This is a genomic window from Isoptericola sp. NPDC019482 (assembly GCF_040632295.1).
Lineage (GTDB): Bacteria > Actinomycetota > Actinomycetes > Actinomycetales > Cellulomonadaceae > Isoptericola.
Genome location: NZ_JBEYBQ010000008.1, coordinates 48,480 through 67,366 on the forward strand (window position 1 = coordinate 48,480; position 18,887 = coordinate 67,366).

Sequence of the window (18,887 nt, forward strand, 5' to 3'; positions counted from 1 at the left end):
TATCCCGTGGCCGGTGCGGGGCTCCGGTGCCACGATGTGGCGATGGAGCATCGCGTGCAGGACGGTGAGCAGGATCCCGCGCCCGCGTCCCGGTGGACCCGGGCGACGGTGTACCCGGACATGTGGGTGGACCCGGACGACGACCCGCGGGAGAGCGACGTCGAGCTGGTCGACGAGCGGGCGATCCTGCTCGACTCGCTCCGGTCGTACCGGCTGACCGTCGAGATGAAGTGCGCCGACCTGGACGCCCAGCAGCTCGCCCGCCGCTCGGTGCCGCCGTCGACGATGTCGCTGCTGGGCCTGGTGCGGCACCTCACGGAGGACGAACGGCACGTGCGCCGCATCATGACCGGCGAGGACGCGCCATGGCTGTACCGCAGCGAGGCGCACCGCGACGGCGACTGGGACGGCGCGGTCGCCGACCCCGCCGTCGTCGAGGAGGCGTTCCGCCGCTGGCGCGAGGAGATGGCGGCCACGGACCGCATGGTCGACGGGATCGACGACCTCGGGGCGACCAACGCCGGGTTCTCCGACCTCGGCGCGGAGCCGGGCGGCGCGATCTCCCTGCGGGAGCTGCTCCTCAGCCACGTCGAGGAGTACGCGCGGCACTGCGGGCACGCGGACCTGCTGCGGGAGTGCGTGGACGGGCGCGTGGGCCAGTAGGCGCAGGTCACGCCCCGCGGTCTGACAGGATCTGCCCATGGCCGAGCTCGTCTTCTTCTCCGGGACCATGGACAGCGGCAAGTCCACGCTGGCGCTGCAGACCGACCACAACCACGCCGCCCGCGGGCGGACCGGGCTGATCTTCACCCGCGACGACCGCGCCGGCGCCTCGCGGTTGTCGTCCCGGCTCGGGCTCGAGGTCGACGCCCGCGAGGTCACGGACGGCACCGACTTCTGGGACGTCGTGGCGGCCGAGCGGCAGGCCGGCCGGATGGTCGACTACCTCGTGTGCGACGAGGCGCAGTTCTACTCCCCGGCCCAGGTGGAGCAGCTCGCGCGCCTCGTCGACGAGGTGGAGCTGGACGTCTTCGCCTTCGGCATCACGACCGACTTCCGTACGCGGCTGTTCCCCGGCGCCGCCCGCCTCATCGAGCTCGCCGACCGCGTCGAGGAGCTGCAGGTGCGGTCCCTGTGCTGGTGCGGAGCGCGGGCCACGCACAACGCGCGCACCGTGGGCGGCGTCATGGTCGTCGAGGGCGACCAGGTGGTGGTCGGCGACGTGGCCGGCGCGCCCGACGGCGGCCCGGTCTCCTACGAGGTGCTGTGCCGGCGCCACCACATGCGGCGGATGACGCAGGCCGACGCCCGTCGGCGCGCGGCCGTCACGGACCAGCTGGACCTGGGCGACGGCGCGTAGCCCCGTCGGTCGGAGACGGGCCCGAGGTCAGGACGACGGGCGCCCGCCGCCGAAGACGATCTCGTCCCAGCTGGGCACCTGCGCGCGGCCCTTGCGGCCTGAGCGCCGAGCCCCCGCGGGCTTGTCGCTGCGGGGAGCGGGCGCAGCGGGCTGCGGCCCGGCGGCGCCCTGCGCGGGCGGACCGCTCGGCGCCGGGGCGTCGTCGACGACGTCGGACCGCGCGTCCGCACGGGCGTCCGCGGTGCTCTCGTCGCCGTCCGCCCCGTCGGCGTCGCTCTCGTCGCCGTCGAGCGGCAGCACGCCCGGCACGGGCCGGCGCGCCGCCGAGGGGTGCGTGGACCGCTCCGGCGCCGCGGGGCGGACCGCCCGGCGCGACCCGAGGTCGACGACGCTCGCGCCGGCCGGGTCGCCCTCCTCCGTCCCACCGGACTCGGCGACGGGTGTGGTCGGGGGAGCGCTGACCTGGCCCACGGGGATGGGGGTCGGCGCGGGCACGACGTCGTCGTCCACGGAGCGCGACGGCGGCCGGCGCCGGTCGCCGGGACGCTGACCGCGCCGTCCCGCGAGGTCGTCCAGGAGCAGCGCGGTGGTGTCGTCGTCCACGTGCCGGCGGGGGGTGACGGTGCGGCCGCCCGTCGAGGGCACGCCCAGCACGTCGGGCGAGACCGGGTCGTCGGGCTGGCCGAGCCAGCGGGCCTCGTCGTCGAGCGGCGTCACGACGCGGCCCTTGGGGTCGAAGGTCCAGCGGGCCGACCGGTCGCGGTCGCCGGCGGAGAACCGCACCTCGACCACCCACGGCGCCGTGCCGTCGCGGCGGGCCGACCAGCGGGCCTCGTCGGCGGTCACGCCCCTCGCGGCCAGCCGTGTGTCGGCGACCTCCCCGAGCGTCGTCGTCTCGTCGTCGCCCGGCAGCCGGTGGGCGCGCACCTGACTTATGACGTGGTCGCGCTCCGCGGCCACGGGCCACTCGTAGCGCTGCACGTGCTCGACGGGGAGCCCGGACTCCTCGGCCAGCTCCTCGACCGACGCCCCCGCACGCAGGCGCGCCTGGAGGTCGCGCGGGCGCAGGGTCGTCGCCGCCTGGGCGCGCAGCGCCTCCGTGCGCGGCCGGTCACGGCGCACCGCGGCGCGCAGCGCCTCCGTGATGGGCAGGGTGCTCTCGGTGCCGTCCGGGCCGCGCAGGACCAGGCGCTCACCGTCCTCGTGCAGCCTCACGAGCTCGAGCTCGGCCATGCTTCCTCCCTCACAGGTCGCCCACGGGTCGTCCGTCGGGGCGGGTCCGCCTGTTCGAGGGTGCCATCGGCGCGGGGCGGCGCTGCGCAGGCGCGTCGGTGTGCCGTCGATTGGCGCGCCCACCGACGAGCCGCCCGCCGGCGCGCCTGCGAGGATGGCGTCCCGTGGACGCGTTCACCTCCGGCCCCGTCTCCTACCTGGAGCTCGTCGCCGTCTTCGTCGCGGCGGTCTCGGGCGGGCTCGCGGCCGTCCGCAAGCGGTTCGACGCGTTCGGCGTCCTCGTCCTCGCGTGGGTCACAGGGCTCGGCGGCGGCATCCTGCGCGACGTCCTCATCGGCGACACGCCCCCGGTGGGCATCTCGAGCTGGCGCCTCGTCCTGGCCGCGCTCGCCGCGGGCGTGATCATCTTCTTCTTCCACCCGGGCCTGGAACGGATGCGGCGCTCCGTCCTGGTGCTCGACGCCGCCGCGCTGTCCCTGTTCGTGCTGCAGGGCACCACCAAGTCGCTCGACCTCGGGGCCGGCGTGCTCGCGTCGATGGTGGTGGGCGTGCTCACGGCCGTGGGCGGCGGGATCCTGCGCGACGTGCTGGTGGGCGAGGTGCCGCTCGTGTTCGCCGACCGCCAGCTCTACGCCGTGCCCGCGCTCGTCGGCGCCGGGCTCACCGCCGTGCTGTGGCACGAGGGCCTGCTGCAGCCGTGGACGGCGCTCGGCGTGGTGGCGCTCGTCTTCGGGTTCCGGCTCGCGTCCCTCGCGCGGGGCTGGACCGTGCCGCACCCGGGGCCGGGCTGGACCGCCCGGTGGGGTCGCCGATCGGGCAAGATGTAGCCCGTGGAACCACGAGCGGAGAGCCCCCTGACGGACCGGCTCCCGGGCGATGTCGTCGAGGGGGTCGTCGAGGGGGTCGTCGAGGGGGTCGTCGCAGAGGCCGACGTCGAGTCGCTGCGGGAGCTGGCCCGCAGCCTCGCGTGCGAGGCGGGGGAGCAGGTCCGCGCCGGGCGCCCGGAGCGCGTCACGGTCGCCGCCACGAAGTCCAACGACGTCGACCCGGTGACGGACATGGACCGGGCGGTCGAGGCGCAGCTGCGCCGTCGGATCGCCGCGGAGCGGCCCGACGACGCGATCCTCGGCGAGGAGGGCGACGACGTGGCGGGGACGTCGGGGCTCACGTGGGTGCTCGACCCGATCGACGGCACGGTCAACTACCTGTACGGCGTCGCGTCGTACGCGGTCTCCGTGGCCGTCGTGGCGGGTCCCGTCGACCCGGCTCGCTGGACGGCGCTCGCGGGCTGCGTGCACTCGGTGGTCGACGGGCACACCTGGACCGCGGCGCGCGGCGGCGGGGCGGAGCGCGACGGGCGGCCCCTGCGGGTGAGCCGCCCGGACGGCCTGTCCCGGTCGCTGGTGGGGACCGGCTTCGGGTACGCGCCCGAGCGGCGGGCGCGACAGGCCGAGGTCCTGGCCCACGTGCTGCCCCGTGTGCGGGACATCCGGCGCCTCGGCTCGGCGGCGATCGACCTGTGCCTGCTCGCGGAGGGCGCGCTCGACCTCTACTACGAGCGCGGGCTCAACCCGTGGGACATGGCAGCCGGCGCCCTCGTCGCCGCCGAGGCCGGCGCGTGGGTGGGCGGGCTGCACGGCCGGGGTCCGGGCAGCGCCATGACCGTCGCGGGCGCGACCCCGGTGGTGGACGAGCTGGTCCGCCTCCTCGAGGCCGCGGGGGCCGACCGGCCGGAGGGCATGCCGGGCCCTGACGACTGACGAGGTTCGGTCGTTCCGCCCTCGCGCACCGGGGTGAAAAATCGCGTCAGCGCGCCCGTCACGCCCAGGGCGAACACGCTGGCACCGGGGTGCATCGGTGCAGGTCAGCGGCCGATCTTCAGGCTGTGACACGAGGAACAGCGCGCGGTGTCGCGCGCCCGCCCGAAATGGTGCACAATCCGTGGGCCGACCGGGAACAAAACCCGGTCACCGAGCATTATCAGCGCGTACCGACACCGACATCACGGAGCGTGACCACACAGATGGCAACCGACTACGACGCCCCCCGCAAGAACGACGAGGACGTGGAGCAGGACTCGATCCAGGAGCTCCAGGCGCGTCGTTCCGACAAGTCGTCGGGTGTCGTCGACGAGGACGAGACGGAGGCCGCGGAAGGCTTCGAGCTTCCCGGCGCCGACCTGTCCGGCGAGGAGCTCGCGGTCCGCGTCCTGCCCCGCCAGGCCGACGAGTTCACCTGCACGAGCTGCTTCCTCGTCCACCACCGCAGCCAGCTGGCCTACGAGAAGAACGGCCAGATGATCTGCACGGAGTGCGCCGCCTGACCGACCGCCGGGTCGGGGCGCCAGCACCACGGACGACACGGGCCGTCACGTCGAGGACGTGACGGCCTTCGTCGTCCCCGGTCGGCGTCCGGGGGCCCCGAACCGCGCCCGGCGGCGCGGGTTCAGCGGGCGAGCGCGGCGGCCAGCTCCTGCGGTCGCCGGGTCGACAGCAGCCAGTACGGGGTCGGGTCGAGCGGGTCCTCGAGGTCCACGCGGACGCCGGTGCGCGCCCACGCGCGCAGGCACACGAACGCGCGCGCGTCGAGGGCCGGGCCGAGGGCGGTGCGCATCGCCTCGGCGTCGTCCATCGTGGTCACCTCGCCCAGGAGGTCCACGGCGATCTGCGCCTTGCCGGCGCGCAGGCGCCCGTCCGCGATCTCGATGACGGGCGCGGTCGCGACGAGTGCCGCGAGGGTGGCGGCCGCGACGAGCACGCCCACCACGGCCGCGATCGTGTGCGCCAGCGGCCACAGCGTCACCCCGACGATCACGCCCAGCCCGACGGCGCCGCACCAGGCCGCGGGGCCGGGGGACAGCCGCTCCCGGAAGGCCGGGCCGGTCACGGGGGTCGGGTGGGGCGCGTGCTCGCTCATGGGGCCATCATCCCAGCACTCGTGCGGGCCTCGTCCCTCCCGGTCCCGGTCCCGTGCCCGCCGGTCCACCGCCCGTGGGTCGGCTACGCTTCCCGGGTGCCTGACACCGCCAGCCCTGTGAGCACCGACCCCAGCACCGTGGACGTGCTCGTCACGCTGCTCGACGACGTGCCGACCCCCGCGTACGCGCACCCGGGCGACGCGGGCGCGGACCTCGTGACCACCGTCGACGTCGAGATCCCTCCGCAGGGCCGCGTCGTCGTGCCCACGGGCGTGGCGATCGCGCTGCCGGAGGGGTACGCGGCGTTCGTGCACCCGCGCAGCGGCCTCGCCGCGAAGCACGGCGTGACCGTGGTGAACGCTCCGGGCACCATCGACGCGGGCTACCGCGGGGAGATCAAGGTCATCCTCCTCAACACGGACGTCGCCGAGCCGGTGCGGCTGCGCCGCGGCGACCGCGTGGCGCAGCTCGTGGTGCAGCGGGTGGAGCACGCCCGCTTCCTCGTGGCGACGACGCTGCCGGGGTCGCACCGCGGCGAGGGCGGGTTCGGCTCGAGCGGCGGTTTCGCCGGCGGCTGACGCCCCCCGGACACGGACCGGAGGCATGCGCGAACCGGTCTACTGTGGGAGATGGGTAGGGCTCGCCATCGGGCGAGCAGGACGACGAGAAGGAGATCCTCCGTGGGGCTGTTCCGGCGCAACGCGTCGACAAAGGCGACCGACGAGGCCCGCGAGCCCGCGACCGCCGAGGACGCGGCGCCCGCCACCGGCACCGACCCCGCCTCCGATCAGGCGGCGGAGCGTCCCGAGCGGGGCCCGTTCGACTCGACCCAGGTCACGGGCATGGGTCCCCGCGTCGACCTCGGCGCGATCTGGCTGCCCGTCCTGCCCGGCCTCGAGCTGCGCATGGAGGTCGACAAGAAGACGCAGAAGGTCACCGGCGTCTCGACGACCCTCAACGGCTCGGGCCTGCAGGTGCAGGCGTTCGCCGCGCCCCGTACCGAGGGGATCTGGGACGAGGTGCGCGCCGAGATCGGGGCGTCGATCACGCGCCAGGGCGGCACCGTCGACGACGTGCCCGGCACGTTCGGGCGCGAGCTGATCGCGCGCATCCCGGCCACCGCGCCCGACGGCAAGCCGGCCGTGCGCCCCGCCCGCTTCGTGGGCGTGGACGGACCCCGCTGGTTCCTGCGGGGCGTGCTGTCGGGTCGCGCGGCCGTCGACCCCGAGGCGGCGAAGCAGCTCGAGTCGGTGTTCGCGAACGTCGTCGTGGTGCGGGACGGCAACCCCCGCCCGCCGCGCGACCTGCTGACCCTCACCCTGCCCAAGAGCGCGCGCCAGGGCGACGCGCCGGGCGAGGACACCACCGCGGGCCCCGAGGGCGCCGCGCCGCAGACCCCGTCGTTCGACCCGCTGACCCGCGGGCCGGAGATCACCGAGATCCGGTGACCGACCCGGCCGCGAGGCCGGGTCGTCCACCAGCCTGGAGCTGTTGATGTCCCTGCGAACCGCCGTCCGGCACGCGCTGGCCTCCGCCGACGAGGTCGCCGCCGACGAGGAGCGCCACGAGGCAGCGGCCCACCGCGGCTGCACCCCCGTCGCCGACCTGGGCGACCGCCGTCGCGCGAGCGCGGCCGGCGTGCTGCGCTCGGTCGTGCTGCGCCCGCGCGAGGGGGTGCCCACCGTGGAGGCCGAGCTGTACGACGGCTCCGGCTCCCTCGACCTCGTGTGGCTCGGGCGCCGGGCCATCGCGGGCATCGACCCGGGCCGTCGCATCCGCGTCGAGGGCCTGGTGTGCGACATCGACGGCCGGCGCACGATGTTCAACCCGCGGTACGAGCTGCGCGCGCGGGCCGGCGAGTGAGCGGCGGGTACCCCACGGCGGGCGAGCCGACCACGCCCGCCCCGGACGCGCGCGGCGTGCGGGCGGTCACGGGGGACTCGTTCTCGTTCGGGCAGGCCGTCGGCGGCGTGCGCGGCGTGGTCGAGGCCGTGCTGCCCGGCCTGCTGTTCGTGGTCATCTACGTCGTCGCGTCGATGGGGGGCGACGAGCGCGGTGCCCTCACCTGGGCGCTGGTCGCGTCCGTGGGCGCGGCCCTCGTCGCGGTCGTGGCCCGGCTCGCGCAGCGCACCCCGATCACCCAGGCGCTGGGCGGGCTGCTCGGCATCGGCGTGGGCGTGTTCTGGGCGTGGCGCTCGGGCGAGGCGCAGAACTTCTACGTGTGGGGGCTGTGGACCAATGCCGCCTACCTCGCGGCCATCCTCGTGTCCCTGGCGGTCCGCTGGCCCGTCGTGGGGCTGGTGGTGGAGGCGGTGCGCGGCGGGTTCGCCGACGTCGCCGCCGAGCGGGGCCGCCAGGGCGACGGCGACCGGTCCGCCGCCGCGGCCGACGAGGCCGCGCCCGAGGACGCCGCGCCCGACCGTGCCGCGCCCGGCACGACGGACCCCGCCCCGAGCCCCCTCGCCGCTCTCGTCGAGTGGCGCAAGGACCCGGAGCTGATGCGGCGCTACACGCTCGCCACCTGGTTCTGGGCGGGGCTGTTCGCGGTGCGGCTCGCGGTGAAGGTGCCGCTGTACTTCGCCGACAGCGTCGGCTGGTTGGGCACCGCCCACCTGGTGCTGGGCGTCCCCCTGTGGGGGCTGGTCCTCTGGCTCACCTGGGTCGTCGTGCGCGGTGCGCACGCCGGCCGGCCCGCCGTCGAGCCCGGCCCGGCGACAACGCAGCAGGGCTAGCGCCCGCCGTCGGACCCCTCGTCGTCGTCGCCGTCCGGGCCGGCGTGCTCGGGCGCCACGAGCGGGTCGCTCGCGGCGACGGGCGGGACGGCCGCGACGGCCGGTCCGCCGTGGGAGAGCAGGTGCTGGAGCGACTCCTCGTCGGCCTGGGTGCCCATCACGAGCACCAGCTCGTCGCCGGACTCGAGCGTGTCGTCCGCCGTCGGCGCCAGCGGCTGCGCCCCGCGCACGATGCACGCGAGCACCGTGTCGGTGGGCCAGACGACGGACCCGACGCGGGCCCCGACCAGCGGCGAGTCGTCGGGCAGGGTCACCTCGACGATGTCCGCGCCGGACTGGTGGAAGGTGAAGATCCGCACGAGGTCGCCGACGGCCACGGCCTCCTCGACCATCGCGGTCATGATGCGCGGGGTCGACACGGCGACGTCGACGCCCCAGGAGCCGTCGAACATCCACTCGTTCTTCGGGTTGTTCACGCGCGCGACCGTGCGGGGCACGCCGAACTCCGTCTTGCACAGCAGCGAGAACACGAGGTTCGCCTTGTCGTCGCCGGTCGCGCCGACCACCACGTCGGCGCCGGTGACGTCCGCGGCCTCGAGGGAGGACAGCTCGCACGCGTCGGCGAGCAGCCAGTCGGCCTCGGGCACCTGCGCGACCCGCATCGCGGCGGGGTTCTTGTCGATGAGCACGACGTCGTGGTCGTGCGAGAGGAGCTCTCGGGCGATCGACCGGCCGACCGAACCGGCCCCGGCGACGACGACGCGCATCAGCTCTCCTCCTGCCGCGGCTCGTGGGTGAGGACGCGCTCGACGGCGGCCGCGTCGTCGGCGCGCATGAGCACGTGCAGCACGTCGTTCTCCTGGAGCACCGACGCGGGCGTGGGCAGGATGCCGTCGGTGTAGCGCGACAGGAAGGCGACGCGCGCGCCGGTGGCCTCCTCGATGCGGTGCACCGTCAGCCCGGCCCAGCCGGGGTGGTAGTCGATCTGCGCGAGGCGCACCTGCCCGGACGGGTCGCGGTACTCGTCCGTCGCGCCCAGGGGGAGCATCCGTCGCAGCACCTGGTCGGCGGTCCAGCGCACGGTCGCGACCGTCGGGATGCCGAGGCGCTGGTAGATCTCCGCGCGCTGCGGGTCGTAGATGCGCGCGACGACGTTCTCGACCCCGTAGGTCTCGCGCGCCACGCGCGCCGCGAGCACGTTGGAGTTGTCGCCGTCGGACACGGCGGCGAAGGCGTACGTGTCCTCGATGCCCGCCTGGACCAGCGTGTCGCGGTCGAAGCCGACGCCGGTCACCTTCTGCCCGGAGAACCCGGCCGGCAGACGGCGGAACGCGTCGGGGTTCTGGTCGACGACGGCCACGGAGTGGCCGCGGGACTCGATCGTCTGCGCGAGCGTCGAGCCGACGCGGCCGCAGCCCATGATCACGAAGTGCACGGGCGAAACGCTATACCTCGCGGGGCGCCTCGACATCGCCGCCGACATCGCCGCCGACATCGCCGCCGACACCGCCACCGGGATCGCCACCGGACGCGCGCGCCCTGGCGCTCACGCGGGCATAGCATTGCTCGACGTGTCGGACATCGCGGACGCTGCCAAACGGCTCCTCATCGGGCGCCCCGTGCGCAGCGAGAACCTGGGGCACACGCTGCTGCCCAAGCGTGTCGCCCTGCCGGTCTTCGCCTCGGACGCGCTGTCGTCGGTCGCGTACGCGCCGGACGAGATCCTCCTGACCCTCGCCGTCGCCGGCATCGCCGCGACGACGATCTCCCCGTGGGTGGGCCTCGGCGTCGTCGTGGTGCTGCTCGTGGTGGTGTCCTCCTACCGCCAGAACGTGCGCGCCTACCCGTCCGGGGGCGGCGACTACGAGGTCGCGACGACGAACCTGGGGCCGTCGGCCGGGATCGGCGTCGCGTCGGCGCTGCTCGTGGACTACGTGCTCACGGTGGCGGTGTCGATCTCCTCGGGCGCCCAGTACGCGGCGTCGGCGCTGCCTTTCCTGCGCGGGCACGAGGCGCTGTTCGCCGTGGCGGTCGTCGTGATCCTCACGGTGATGAACCTGCGGGGCGTGCGCGAGTCCGGCACCGTGTTCGCGATCCCGACGTACTGCTTCATGGCCCTCGTCGGCCTGCTCGCCGTCGTCGGCGCGATCCGGTACTTCGCGGGCGACCTGCCCCTGGCGGAGAGCGCCGGTTTCGAGATGACGCCCGAGGCGGGCTTCGACCAGGGGCTGACCGGCCTCGCGGGCGCGTTCCTCCTGGCCCGGGCGTTCGCGTCCGGCTGTGCCGCCCTCACCGGCGTCGAGGCGATCAGCAACGGCGTCCCGGCCTTCCGCAAGCCCAAGTCGCGCAACGCGGCCACCACCCTGGCCCTGCTCGGCGGCATCTCCGCGACGATGATGATCTCGATCCTGCTGCTCGCCCAGGCCACCGGCGTGAAGTACGTGGAGGACGCGCACGAGCAGCTCAGCGTGGGTGGGCAGCCACTGCCGTCCGACTACAACCAGCACCCCGTGCTCAGCCAGCTCGCGGAGGCCGTCTTCCAGGGCTTCACGCCCGCGTTCGTGGCGATCTCGATCGTCACGGGGCTGATCCTCGTGCTCGCGGCCAACACGGCCTTCAACGGCTTCCCCGTGCTGGGCTCGATCCTCGCCAAGGACGGCTTCCTGCCGCGCCAGCTGCACACGCGCGGCGACCGGCTCGCGTTCTCGAACGGGATCATCACCCTCGCCGTCGCGGCGATCGTCCTCATCGTGGCGTTCGACGCGCAGGTCACGCGCCTCATCCAGCTGTACATCGTGGGCGTGTTCGTGTCGTTCACGCTCTCGCAGCTCGGCATGCTGCGGCACTGGACGCGGGCCCTGCGCAAGGAGCCCGACCCGGCGGAGCGGGCCCGCATGCAGCGTTCCCGGGTCGTCAACGGCGTCGGCTTCGTGATGACGGCGGCCGTGCTCGTCATCGTGCTGGCGACGAAGTTCACGCACGGCGCGTGGATCACCCTGCTGGCGATGGGCGTGCTCTTCGCGCTCATGAAGGCGATCCGCGCCCACTACGCGCGGGTGCGCACCGAGCTGGAGCTCGACGACGTCGCGGGCGCGCGCGCCCTGCCCAGCCGCGTCCACGCGATCGTGCTGGTCTCGAAGATCCACAAGCCGACGATGCGCGCGGTGGCCTACGCGCGGGCGTCGCGCCCCTCGGTCCTCGAGGCCGTGACGGTGGGCGTGGACGCCGAGGAGATCGCGGACCTGCGCGCGCGGTGGGAGGGCCTGGACCTGCCCGTGCCGCTGCGGGTCCTCGACTCGCCGTTCCGGGAGATCACGCGGCCCGTGCTGAAGTACGTGCGCTCGGTGCGCCGCGACTCGCCCCGCGACCTGGTGGTCGTCTACATCCCCGAGTACGTCGTCGGGCACTGGTGGGAGCAGCTGCTGCACAACCAGTCGGCCCTGCGCCTCAAGGGGCGGCTGCTGTTCACCCCGGGCGTCGTGGTGGCGTCCGTGCCGTGGCAGCTGTCGTCCACGGCGGGGCAGACCGGGCTGGAGGGCACCTCGCCCCGCGGGCCGCGGTTCTGACCCTGTCCTGCCCATGTCCTGAACTTGCCGCGCGCAGGGGAGAATGGTGCCCATGCCCCGTCCTCGCCGTTCCGCGCCGCGCCCTCGACCCACCGCACCCGACCCCGAGGTGGGGCGCGAGGTCGAGCTCGAGATCGGCCCCGTCGCGCACGGCGGGCACTGCGTCGCGCGCCTCGACGGCCGCGTCGTCTTCGTGCGCCACACCCTGCCCGGCGAGCGGGTGCGCGCCCGGGTCACCGAGACCGGCTCCCGCTTCTGGCGGGCCGACGCCGTCGAGGTCCTCGAGGCGTCGCCCGACCGCGTCGAGTCCGCCTGGCCCGCGGCCGGGCCGGGCGGCGTCGGCGGCGGCGAGCTCGCCCACGTGGCCCTGCCCGCGCAGCGGCGCTGGAAGGCCGCGGTCCTCGCCGAGCAGCTGCAGCGGCTCGCGAAGCTCGAGCGCGAGGTGGAGGTGGAGGCCGCGCCCGGCGACGACGAGCGCGGCGGTCTCGGCTACCGCACCCGCGTCGACCTCGTGGCCGACGCCGACGGGCGCGCCGGGATGCGGCGGTTCCGCTCGCACGACGTGGTGCCGCTGGACGGTATGCCGCTCGCGACCGACGCGGTCGCGGAGCTCGCCGACGCCGAGGACGTGTGGACGCGGCGCTGGCGTCCGGGCGCGCGGCTCGAGCTGGTGGCGCCGGCGGACGGCGCGGACGCGCTCCTCCTGGTGGACGAGGTGCCGTGGCGCCGCGGCCGCGGGGACACCCGCCCGAACGCTCGCCGGTCGGTCAACGAGACGGTGCGTGCCGGCGGCGCCGAGCACCGCTACCGCGTGGCCGCGGACGGCTTCTGGCAGGTGCACCGGGCGGCGCCCGACCTGCTCGCCGGCGCCGTGCTCGACGCCGTGCACGCTGCCCCGGGCGGCCTCGACGGCGCGACGGTGCTCGACCTCTACTCCGGCGCCGGCCTGTTCACGGTGCCGCTCGCCGCGGCCGTCGGCGGCTCGGGCCGCGTCGTCGCCGTCGAGGGCGACGCCCGCGCCTTGAAGGACGCGCGCCGCAACGCCCACGACCTGCCGCAGGTGGAGCTGCACCTGGGCGCCGTCGACCGCGTGCTGACGGACGGCGACGCCTCCGGGACCGACGTCGGCGCCGGCGACGTCGTCGTGCTCGACCCGCCGCGCGCCGGTGCCGGCCGCTCCGTCGTGGACGCGATCGCCGCCCGCGGCCCGCGCCGCGTCGTCTACGTCGCCTGCGACCCCGCGGCGCTCGCCCGCGACGTCGCCTACCTGGCCGGGCACGGGTACGAGCTCACAGGGCTGCGCGCCTTCGACCTGTTCCCCATGACGCACCACGTGGAGGCCGTCGCGGTCCTGGACCGCTGAGCGGCGTTCGATCGCGGTACCGGGTCAGGTGTGGCGAGCAGCCGTGGACGCGAAGCCGAGCCACGTGTGCCGGTTGCGCCACCAGCACCAGCCGACCTTGGGGGCGCCGCGTCGCGCGCTGCCGTCGCGGCCCGTCCCGTTCGAGATCCACACGGCGGGCGTGCGCGCGTCGTAGGAGCCGTCCGGGCGCCGCAGCCGGGAGCCGATGGTCATGAAGCAGAGGTTCCGGGCGAGCGCGTCGGGGGACTGCAGCACCCAGTGGATCCCCTCGGCGAGGGTGAGCGGGCTGCGGCCGCGCGCGGCGATCGCCGGCTCCGCCTCCTCGGGCGACCAGTTCGCCATCTCGTCGCCCCGGTCGGGGGCGGCGACGGCGTAGACGTCGGCGTCGGGGACCTCGACGCCGGGGACGGGCGCGAAGTCGTCGACGTCGGTCATGTCGACGACGACGAAGCCCGCGCGCTCCACGGTCCGGCCGCGGACCGTCGTCGTGCGGCGCAGGTGCCCGGCGAGGGCGGACGGCGGCAGCACGCGGGGGTGGAGCACCAGGAGCGACCCGGCCGGCGCCGTGCGCTCCAGCGCCGCGGCGGCGTCGCGCAGCGCCGCGGGGGAGAGCGCCTCCGGCGGCACGACGCCCCGGTCGAGGAGCAGCTCGGCCTGGGCGGTGAGCGGCCGCAGCGGCGGCGGGGCCGAGCGCTCGGCGTCCGGCGCCGGGACGGTCGGGACGGCGGGCGTCGTGGTGGCGTCGGTCGGGCGAGCGGGGCTCGCGGGCGTGCGCGGCATGGGCGTCCTTCCGGTCGAGGGCAGCTGCACAACGTGCCGGCCACGACCGTTGTTCCCGTGCGGCGTACGGAAAATCCCGACGCGATCCGGACGGGGACCTGACGCCGAGATATCTTGACGTCAAGATATATGGGCTATGCTGACCAGGTGCCCGGCGTACGCTGGGCGGAGCCCCCAGAACCACGGCGTCGGAACCGTCGCGCCGCAGCGCGCACGGTGCCGCCGCCGGCCAGCCCCGCAGAAGGAGCCGCAGTGAGCAGCGTGGACACGTTCGGATCGAAGGGAACGCTGGAGGTCGGCGGGAAGGCCTACGAGATCTTCCGCCTCTCCGCCGTCGAGGGCGCCGAGCGCCTCCCGTACTCCCTGAAGATCCTCGCCGAGAACCTCCTGCGCACCGAGGACGGCGCCAACATCACGGCCGACCACGTGCGCGCCCTCGCGTCCTGGGACCCGGACGCCCAGCCGGACACGGAGATCCAGTTCACGCCCGCCCGCGTGATCATGCAGGACTTCACCGGCGTGCCCTGCGTCGTCGACCTCGCCACGATGCGCGAGGCCGTCGCGGAGCTCGGCGGCGACCCGAAGCGGATCAACCCGCTCGCGCCCGCCGAGATGGTCATCGACCACTCCGTGCAGATCGACGTCGCCGGCCGCGCCGACGCGTTCGCCCGCAACGTCGAGTTCGAGTACGAGCGCAACCACGAGCGCTATCAGTTCCTGCGCTGGGGCCAGACGGCGTTCGACGACTTCAAGGTCGTCCCCCCGGGCACCGGCATCGTGCACCAGGTCAACATCGAGTACCTGGCGCGCACGATCATGACGCGCGAGGTGGAGGTCGACGGGCAGAGCGTGCTGCGCGCCTACCCCGACACCTGCGTCGGCACCGACTCGCACACGACGATGGTCAACGGCCTCGGCGTCCTGGGCTGGGGCGTCGGCGGCATCGAGGCCGAGGCCGCCATGCTCGGCCAGCCGGTGTCGATGCTCATCCCGCGCGTCGTCGGCTTCAAGCTCAACGGCTCGATCCCCGCGGGCGTCACCGCGACCGACGTCGTCCTCACGATCACCCAGATGCTGCGCCAGCACGGCGTGGTCGGGAAGTTCGTCGAGTTCTACGGCGCGGGCGTCGCCCAGGTGCCGCTGGCGAACCGCGCCACCATCGGCAACATGAGCCCGGAGTTCGGCTCGACCGCCGCGATCTTCCCGATCGACGACGTCACCCTCGACTACCTGCGCCTCACCGGCCGCAGCGACGAGCAGCTCGCGCTCGTCGAGGCGTACGCCAAGGAGCAGGGCCTGTGGCTCGACCCGAGCTCGGAGTCCTACGTCGAGCCGAAGTTCTCGGAGTACCTCGAGCTGGACCTCGGCACCGTCGTGCCGTCGATCGCCGGCCCGAAGCGCCCGCAGGACCGCATCGAGCTGTCGAACGCCAAGTCCGCCTTCGGTCGCGACCTGCCGGTCTACGCGCCCGAGGTCACCGACGTCGTCGACGAGGCCGAGAAGGAGTCGTTCCCGGCCTCCGACTCGCCCGCGATCCACGCGAACGGCCGCCGCACCTACCCGGTGACCGACAGCGAGGGCAAGGAGTTCGACCTCTTCCACGGCGCCGTCGCGATCGCGTCGATCACGTCGTGCACCAACACGTCGAACCCGTCGGTCATGCTCGCCGCGGCGCTGCTCGCCAAGAAGGCCGTCGAGAAGGGCCTCGTGTCCAAGCCCTGGGTCAAGACGTCCATGGCGCCCGGCTCGCAGGTCGTGACGAACTACTACGAGAAGGCCGGCCTCTGGCCCTACCTCGAGAAGCTCGGCTTCCACCTGGTCGGCTACGGCTGCGCCACCTGCATCGGCAACTCCGGCCCGCTGGACGAGAAGATCTCCGAGGCCGTCAACGAGCACGACCTCGCCGTCGTCTCGGTGCTGTCCGGCAACCGGAACTTCGAGGGCCGCATCAACCCCGACGTGAAGATGAACTACCTGGCCTCCCCGCCGCTGGTCATCGCCTACGCGCTCGCGGGCACGATGGAGTTCGACTTCGAGTCCGACCCGCTGGGCCGCGACGAGGCCGGCAACCCCGTCTTCCTGCGCGACATCTGGCCCTCCCCGGAGGAGGTCCAGGCCACGATCGACGCCTCGATCGACCGCGACATGTTCACCAAGGACTACGCGGACGTCTTCACGGGCGACGAGCGCTGGCGCGCGCTGGAGACCCCGGAGGGCGACACGTTCTCCTGGGACGGCGAGTCCACCTACGTGCGCAAGCCCCCGTACTTCGAGGGCATGGGCGCCGAGCCGTCGCCGGTCGCCGACATCTCCGGCGCCCGCGTGCTGGCGAAGCTGGGCGACTCGGTCACGACCGACCACATCTCGCCCGCCGGCTCCATCAAGGCGGACAGCCCGGCCGGCAAGTACCTGGCCGAGCACGGCGTGGGCCGTCGTGACTTCAACAGCTACGGCTCGCGCCGCGGCAACCACGAGGTCATGATCCGCGGCACGTTCGCGAACATCCGCCTCAAGAACCAGCTGCTCGACGGCGTCGAGGGCGGCTTCACGTTCAACTTCGTGAAGAACGCCCAGGACACCATCTACGACGCGGCGCAGGACTACGCGGCGCAGGGCACCCCGCTCGTCGTGCTCGGGGGCAAGGAGTACGGCTCCGGCTCGTCGCGCGACTGGGCCGCCAAGGGCACCGCGCTGCTGGGCGTGAAGGCCGTCATCACCGAGTCGTTCGAGCGCATCCACCGCTCCAACCTCATCGGCATGGGCGTGCTGCCGCTGCAGTTCCCGGCCGGCGAGAACGCCGAGTCCCTCGGCCTGGACGGCACCGAGACGTTCGACATCGCGGGCATCACCGCGCTGAACGACGGCGCCACCCCGGAGACGGTCAAGGTCACCGCCGCGAAGGCCGACGGCACGTCCGTCGAGTTCGACGCCGTGGTGCGCATCGACACCCCCGGTGAGGCGGACTACTACCGCAACGGCGGCATCCTGCAGTACGTGCTGCGGCAACTCGCCGGTAATTGAGCCGACCGCCTCAGATACGAGGCAATCTGGCACCTGACACGCCCGGCGTGTCTGGCTTCAGCGTCTCACGCACGCGCCCCGTTAGGCTTCGGCCTGGCGGGGCGCGTGCGTTGCATCGTCCTTGTTCCATCGCCACAGGTCGGAGCGGCCTTTTCCCTGGCAGTCCGTCCGCGTGGCGCTGCCGAGCCTTTAGTGGCCTTCGACGGGCGGGGGAGGAAGCGTGGCAGTCAGCTCGACAGCGTCCGACGATTTCGGAAATCAGCTCTCCGCGCGACGCCAGGGAGCCTCGGGGTCGGCGAGCGTTTCGAGCACGAGCGGGCACCAGACCTGTGCCGCGCCGACGACGAGGTGGGCGTGCCGCGGGCGCACCCACCTGGGCACCTCCTCGGCTCCGTGGTCGATGCCGACGCTGTTCCTGAGGTCGGTGACGCTCTGGGCGAGGGGGGACCAGCCCTGTGCACGAACTCGGCGGCGACATCCCTGATCTATGCGTCGCCGACGATGTCCCTTGCGGCCAGGAGCGCCGGGCCGAGGCCCCACACCCGCCATGTACCGTCGTCGAGCCTGACCAGAGTGAGGAATGTGACGGTCGTCGCGTAGGCGGCGAACGCCCGCGCGGTGGCGGCGACCTCGGGGATGAACCGCATGAACGCGATCCGGTCCGATTCGTCGACGGCGCGGATCACCCGTGACGCGAGCGACTTGTCGGCGAGCATGTCGACGGCCCACTGGTAGTCGCCCCACGCGCGGGGTGCGAAGGTGAGCTCGCGCGTCACCTCGGGTTCTGCGTCGAGCGCCGTCCACCACTGGAGCGCGACCTGCGCGGGGTCGGTCAGGTCTCCGGCCTCGCCGAACGCGGCCACGGCCTCGTCCTGGTCGGCGCTCACGAGCGCCGTGATCGGCGAGGAGGGTGCGTCGGGGCTCTCGTCGACGGAGCGGACCTGGTCGGCGGCCAGGTTGGCGAAGATCGGCACCGTCGCGGTCAGCGAGGCGAGGAACTCGGTGGCGGTCTGCGCCGGGTTCCTCAGGTCGGCGCTGCCTCGGCTCAGGGCCTCGACGACCCCGATCGGGTCCTCGGCGAGAAGGCGGGTCAGGAACGCGTCGGGGTGGACGACGTCGATCTGTCGGCCGCTCGTGGAATCCGGCGGGAAGTCCTTGAGGTTGAACGTCACCAGCGTGTCGGCCTCGGCCCGCACCGCGGCCGCGAGCACGTGACGGTCCTTCGGGTCGCAGGTCAGGTCATCGATCAGGTGGTCGAAGTCGTCGACGAGCGCGGCTGCTCCGAAGGCGTCGCGCATCGTGCGCACGCGGTGCGCGGCCTTCTCTTCGCTGATGCCGAGCTTGGGGAGGTTGCGCTGCACCTCGTCGAGGATCTGGTCCGACCAGAGGAGCTCGAAGACCCCTGCTTCGGCGAGCCACAGCAGCGTCGTCGCCAGTCTGATCGGAACCAGTGCACACGCGTCGAGGACCGCGGCTCGGATGCTCCCAGCTGCGGCGAGGCTCACCGGGTCTCGATCACATGGTCGGCAGGAGTGGCCTCGGTGACGTCACCAGCGAGCTCGGCCATCACGGAGCGCCTCCGCGTCCGAGTCTCCGCCTGGTAGCGAGCCAGCTCGGACACCGGGATCCGCCGGTGCACGGCGCTGGCCTCCGCTCGCAGTTCGCCGCGGTCGACCAGCCGCACCACGGTCATCCGGCTGACGCCGAGCAGCGCGGCCGCCTGGCTCGTGGAGATCGTCGCGTCGGCCGGGAACACGACCGCGTCGTCGCTGGACTCGAGCACGTCGAGCAGCCGGGCGAACGCCGCCCGGGCGCTGTCCGTGATCTCCGGCGCTCCGCGGAGCGCCTCGTCCACCGCTTCGCGCAGCTGCGGTGCCTTGTCATGGGCGATCGCTCCAGCCATGACTTCATTCTA

At 73.9% G+C, this 18,887-nt stretch carries 20 protein-coding genes; 12 read left to right on the plus strand and 8 right to left on the minus strand.

What is annotated here, in order from left to right; genetic code table 11:
• Positions 1–42 precede the first annotated feature (42 nt).
• Together ABZ493_RS08015 and ABZ493_RS08020 are read left to right on the plus strand one after the other, a co-directional pair.
• Complete coding sequence (locus ABZ493_RS08015) at positions 43–663, plus strand: DinB family protein (RefSeq protein ID WP_430581643.1); 621 nt, start codon at positions 43–45, stop codon at positions 661–663.
• 37 nt (positions 664–700) lie between these two features.
• The gene (locus ABZ493_RS08020) at positions 701–1,360 is read left to right on the plus strand and encodes a thymidine kinase (protein WP_430581644.1); all 660 of its coding nucleotides are present in this window, start codon (positions 701–703) and stop codon (positions 1,358–1,360) included.
• Positions 1,361–1,387: 27 nt separating this feature from the next.
• Here the strand turns inward: ABZ493_RS08020 and sepH are convergent, their stop codons facing one another.
• Positions 1,388–2,593 (minus strand): septation protein SepH, encoded by a 1,206-nt coding sequence (sepH, locus tag ABZ493_RS08025; RefSeq protein WP_430581645.1) that lies wholly within the window; start codon positions 2,591–2,593, stop codon positions 1,388–1,390.
• Between the two features lie 164 nt (positions 2,594–2,757).
• Here sepH and ABZ493_RS08030 point away from each other — a divergent pair, with 164 nt between their 5' ends.
• The 3 genes from ABZ493_RS08030 (at position 2,758) to ABZ493_RS08040 (ending at position 4,916) form a co-directional block, all read left to right on the plus strand.
• Positions 2,758–3,420, plus strand: a complete 663-nt coding sequence (locus ABZ493_RS08030; RefSeq protein ID WP_430581646.1) for a trimeric intracellular cation channel family protein — start codon at positions 2,758–2,760, stop codon at positions 3,418–3,420.
• A 114-nt stretch (positions 3,421–3,534) separates the two neighbouring features.
• Entirely contained in the window at positions 3,535–4,353 is an 819-nt protein-coding gene (locus ABZ493_RS08035; RefSeq protein WP_430581720.1) for an inositol monophosphatase family protein, read from the plus strand.
• Positions 4,354–4,616: 263 nt separating this feature from the next.
• A complete protein-coding gene (locus tag ABZ493_RS08040) occupies positions 4,617–4,916 on the plus strand; it encodes a DUF4193 domain-containing protein (RefSeq protein WP_429729811.1) in 300 nt (99 codons plus the stop codon).
• A 122-nt stretch (positions 4,917–5,038) separates the two neighbouring features.
• On the opposite strand, the gene ABZ493_RS08045 is transcribed toward ABZ493_RS08040, so the two are convergent.
• Positions 5,039–5,509 (minus strand): DUF3093 domain-containing protein, encoded by a 471-nt coding sequence (locus tag ABZ493_RS08045; RefSeq protein ID WP_430581647.1) that lies wholly within the window; start codon positions 5,507–5,509, stop codon positions 5,039–5,041.
• 96 nt (positions 5,510–5,605) lie between these two features.
• On the opposite strand from ABZ493_RS08045, the gene dut reads away from it, so the two are divergent.
• The 4 genes from dut (at position 5,606) to ABZ493_RS08065 (ending at position 8,242) form a co-directional block, all read left to right on the plus strand.
• Positions 5,606–6,088 carry a dUTP diphosphatase gene (gene dut, locus ABZ493_RS08050; RefSeq protein WP_430581648.1) on the plus strand — a complete coding sequence of 161 codons (483 nt, stop codon included), beginning with the start codon at positions 5,606–5,608 and terminating at the stop codon, positions 6,086–6,088.
• Positions 6,089–6,190: 102 nt separating this feature from the next.
• On the plus strand, positions 6,191–6,958 hold the full coding sequence (locus ABZ493_RS08055; protein WP_430581649.1) for a DUF3710 domain-containing protein: 768 nt from the start codon (positions 6,191–6,193) through the stop codon (positions 6,956–6,958).
• 46 nt (positions 6,959–7,004) lie between these two features.
• Positions 7,005–7,373 carry an OB-fold nucleic acid binding domain-containing protein gene (locus tag ABZ493_RS08060; protein WP_429729800.1) on the plus strand — a complete coding sequence of 123 codons (369 nt, stop codon included), beginning with the start codon at positions 7,005–7,007 and terminating at the stop codon, positions 7,371–7,373.
• The gene (locus tag ABZ493_RS08065) at positions 7,370–8,242 is read left to right on the plus strand and encodes a DUF3159 domain-containing protein (protein WP_430581650.1); all 873 of its coding nucleotides are present in this window, start codon (positions 7,370–7,372) and stop codon (positions 8,240–8,242) included. The genes ABZ493_RS08060 and ABZ493_RS08065 overlap by 4 nt, the downstream gene beginning before the upstream one ends.
• On the opposite strand, the gene ABZ493_RS08070 is transcribed toward ABZ493_RS08065, so the two are convergent.
• Both ABZ493_RS08070 and ABZ493_RS08075 read right to left on the minus strand, forming a co-directional pair.
• Positions 8,239–9,009: a TrkA family potassium uptake protein gene (locus tag ABZ493_RS08070; protein WP_430581651.1), complete on the minus strand. Its 771-nt coding sequence runs from the start codon at positions 9,007–9,009 to the stop codon at positions 8,239–8,241. The genes ABZ493_RS08065 and ABZ493_RS08070 overlap by 4 nt on opposite strands.
• Positions 9,009–9,662 (minus strand): TrkA family potassium uptake protein, encoded by a 654-nt coding sequence (locus tag ABZ493_RS08075; protein ID WP_430581721.1) that lies wholly within the window; start codon positions 9,660–9,662, stop codon positions 9,009–9,011. The genes ABZ493_RS08070 and ABZ493_RS08075 overlap by 1 nt, the downstream gene beginning before the upstream one ends.
• 151 nt (positions 9,663–9,813) lie before the next feature.
• Here ABZ493_RS08075 and ABZ493_RS08080 point away from each other — a divergent pair, with 151 nt between their 5' ends.
• Positions 9,814–11,808 carry an APC family permease gene (locus ABZ493_RS08080; protein ID WP_430581652.1) on the plus strand — a complete coding sequence of 665 codons (1,995 nt, stop codon included), beginning with the start codon at positions 9,814–9,816 and terminating at the stop codon, positions 11,806–11,808.
• A gap of 52 nt (positions 11,809–11,860) precedes the next feature.
• Entirely contained in the window at positions 11,861–13,171 is a 1,311-nt protein-coding gene (locus ABZ493_RS08085) for a TRAM domain-containing protein (RefSeq protein ID WP_430581653.1), read from the plus strand.
• Between the two features lie 24 nt (positions 13,172–13,195).
• Here ABZ493_RS08085 and ABZ493_RS08090 read toward each other — a convergent pair whose 3' ends face one another.
• Positions 13,196–13,951, minus strand: a complete 756-nt coding sequence (locus ABZ493_RS08090; protein ID WP_430581654.1) for a DUF5701 family protein — start codon at positions 13,949–13,951, stop codon at positions 13,196–13,198.
• Positions 13,952–14,203: 252 nt separating this feature from the next.
• Here ABZ493_RS08090 and acnA point away from each other — a divergent pair, with 252 nt between their 5' ends.
• Complete coding sequence (acnA, locus tag ABZ493_RS08095) at positions 14,204–16,972, plus strand: aconitate hydratase AcnA (RefSeq protein ID WP_430581655.1); 2,769 nt, start codon at positions 14,204–14,206, stop codon at positions 16,970–16,972.
• 258 nt (positions 16,973–17,230) lie between these two features.
• On the opposite strand, the gene ABZ493_RS08100 is transcribed toward acnA, so the two are convergent.
• The 3 genes from ABZ493_RS08100 to ABZ493_RS08110 are packed head-to-tail and all read right to left on the minus strand — an operon-like array spanning position 17,231 to position 18,875.
• Positions 17,231–17,521: an abortive infection family protein gene (locus tag ABZ493_RS08100; protein ID WP_430581656.1), complete on the minus strand. Its 291-nt coding sequence runs from the start codon at positions 17,519–17,521 to the stop codon at positions 17,231–17,233.
• Complete coding sequence (locus ABZ493_RS08105) at positions 17,458–18,477, minus strand: PIN domain-containing protein (RefSeq protein ID WP_430581657.1); 1,020 nt, start codon at positions 18,475–18,477, stop codon at positions 17,458–17,460. The genes ABZ493_RS08100 and ABZ493_RS08105 overlap by 64 nt, the downstream gene beginning before the upstream one ends.
• A complete protein-coding gene (locus ABZ493_RS08110; protein WP_430581658.1) occupies positions 18,474–18,875 on the minus strand; it encodes a helix-turn-helix domain-containing protein in 402 nt (133 codons plus the stop codon). Before ABZ493_RS08110 ends, ABZ493_RS08105 begins: the two co-directional genes overlap by 4 nt.
• Positions 18,876–18,887 lie beyond the last annotated feature (12 nt).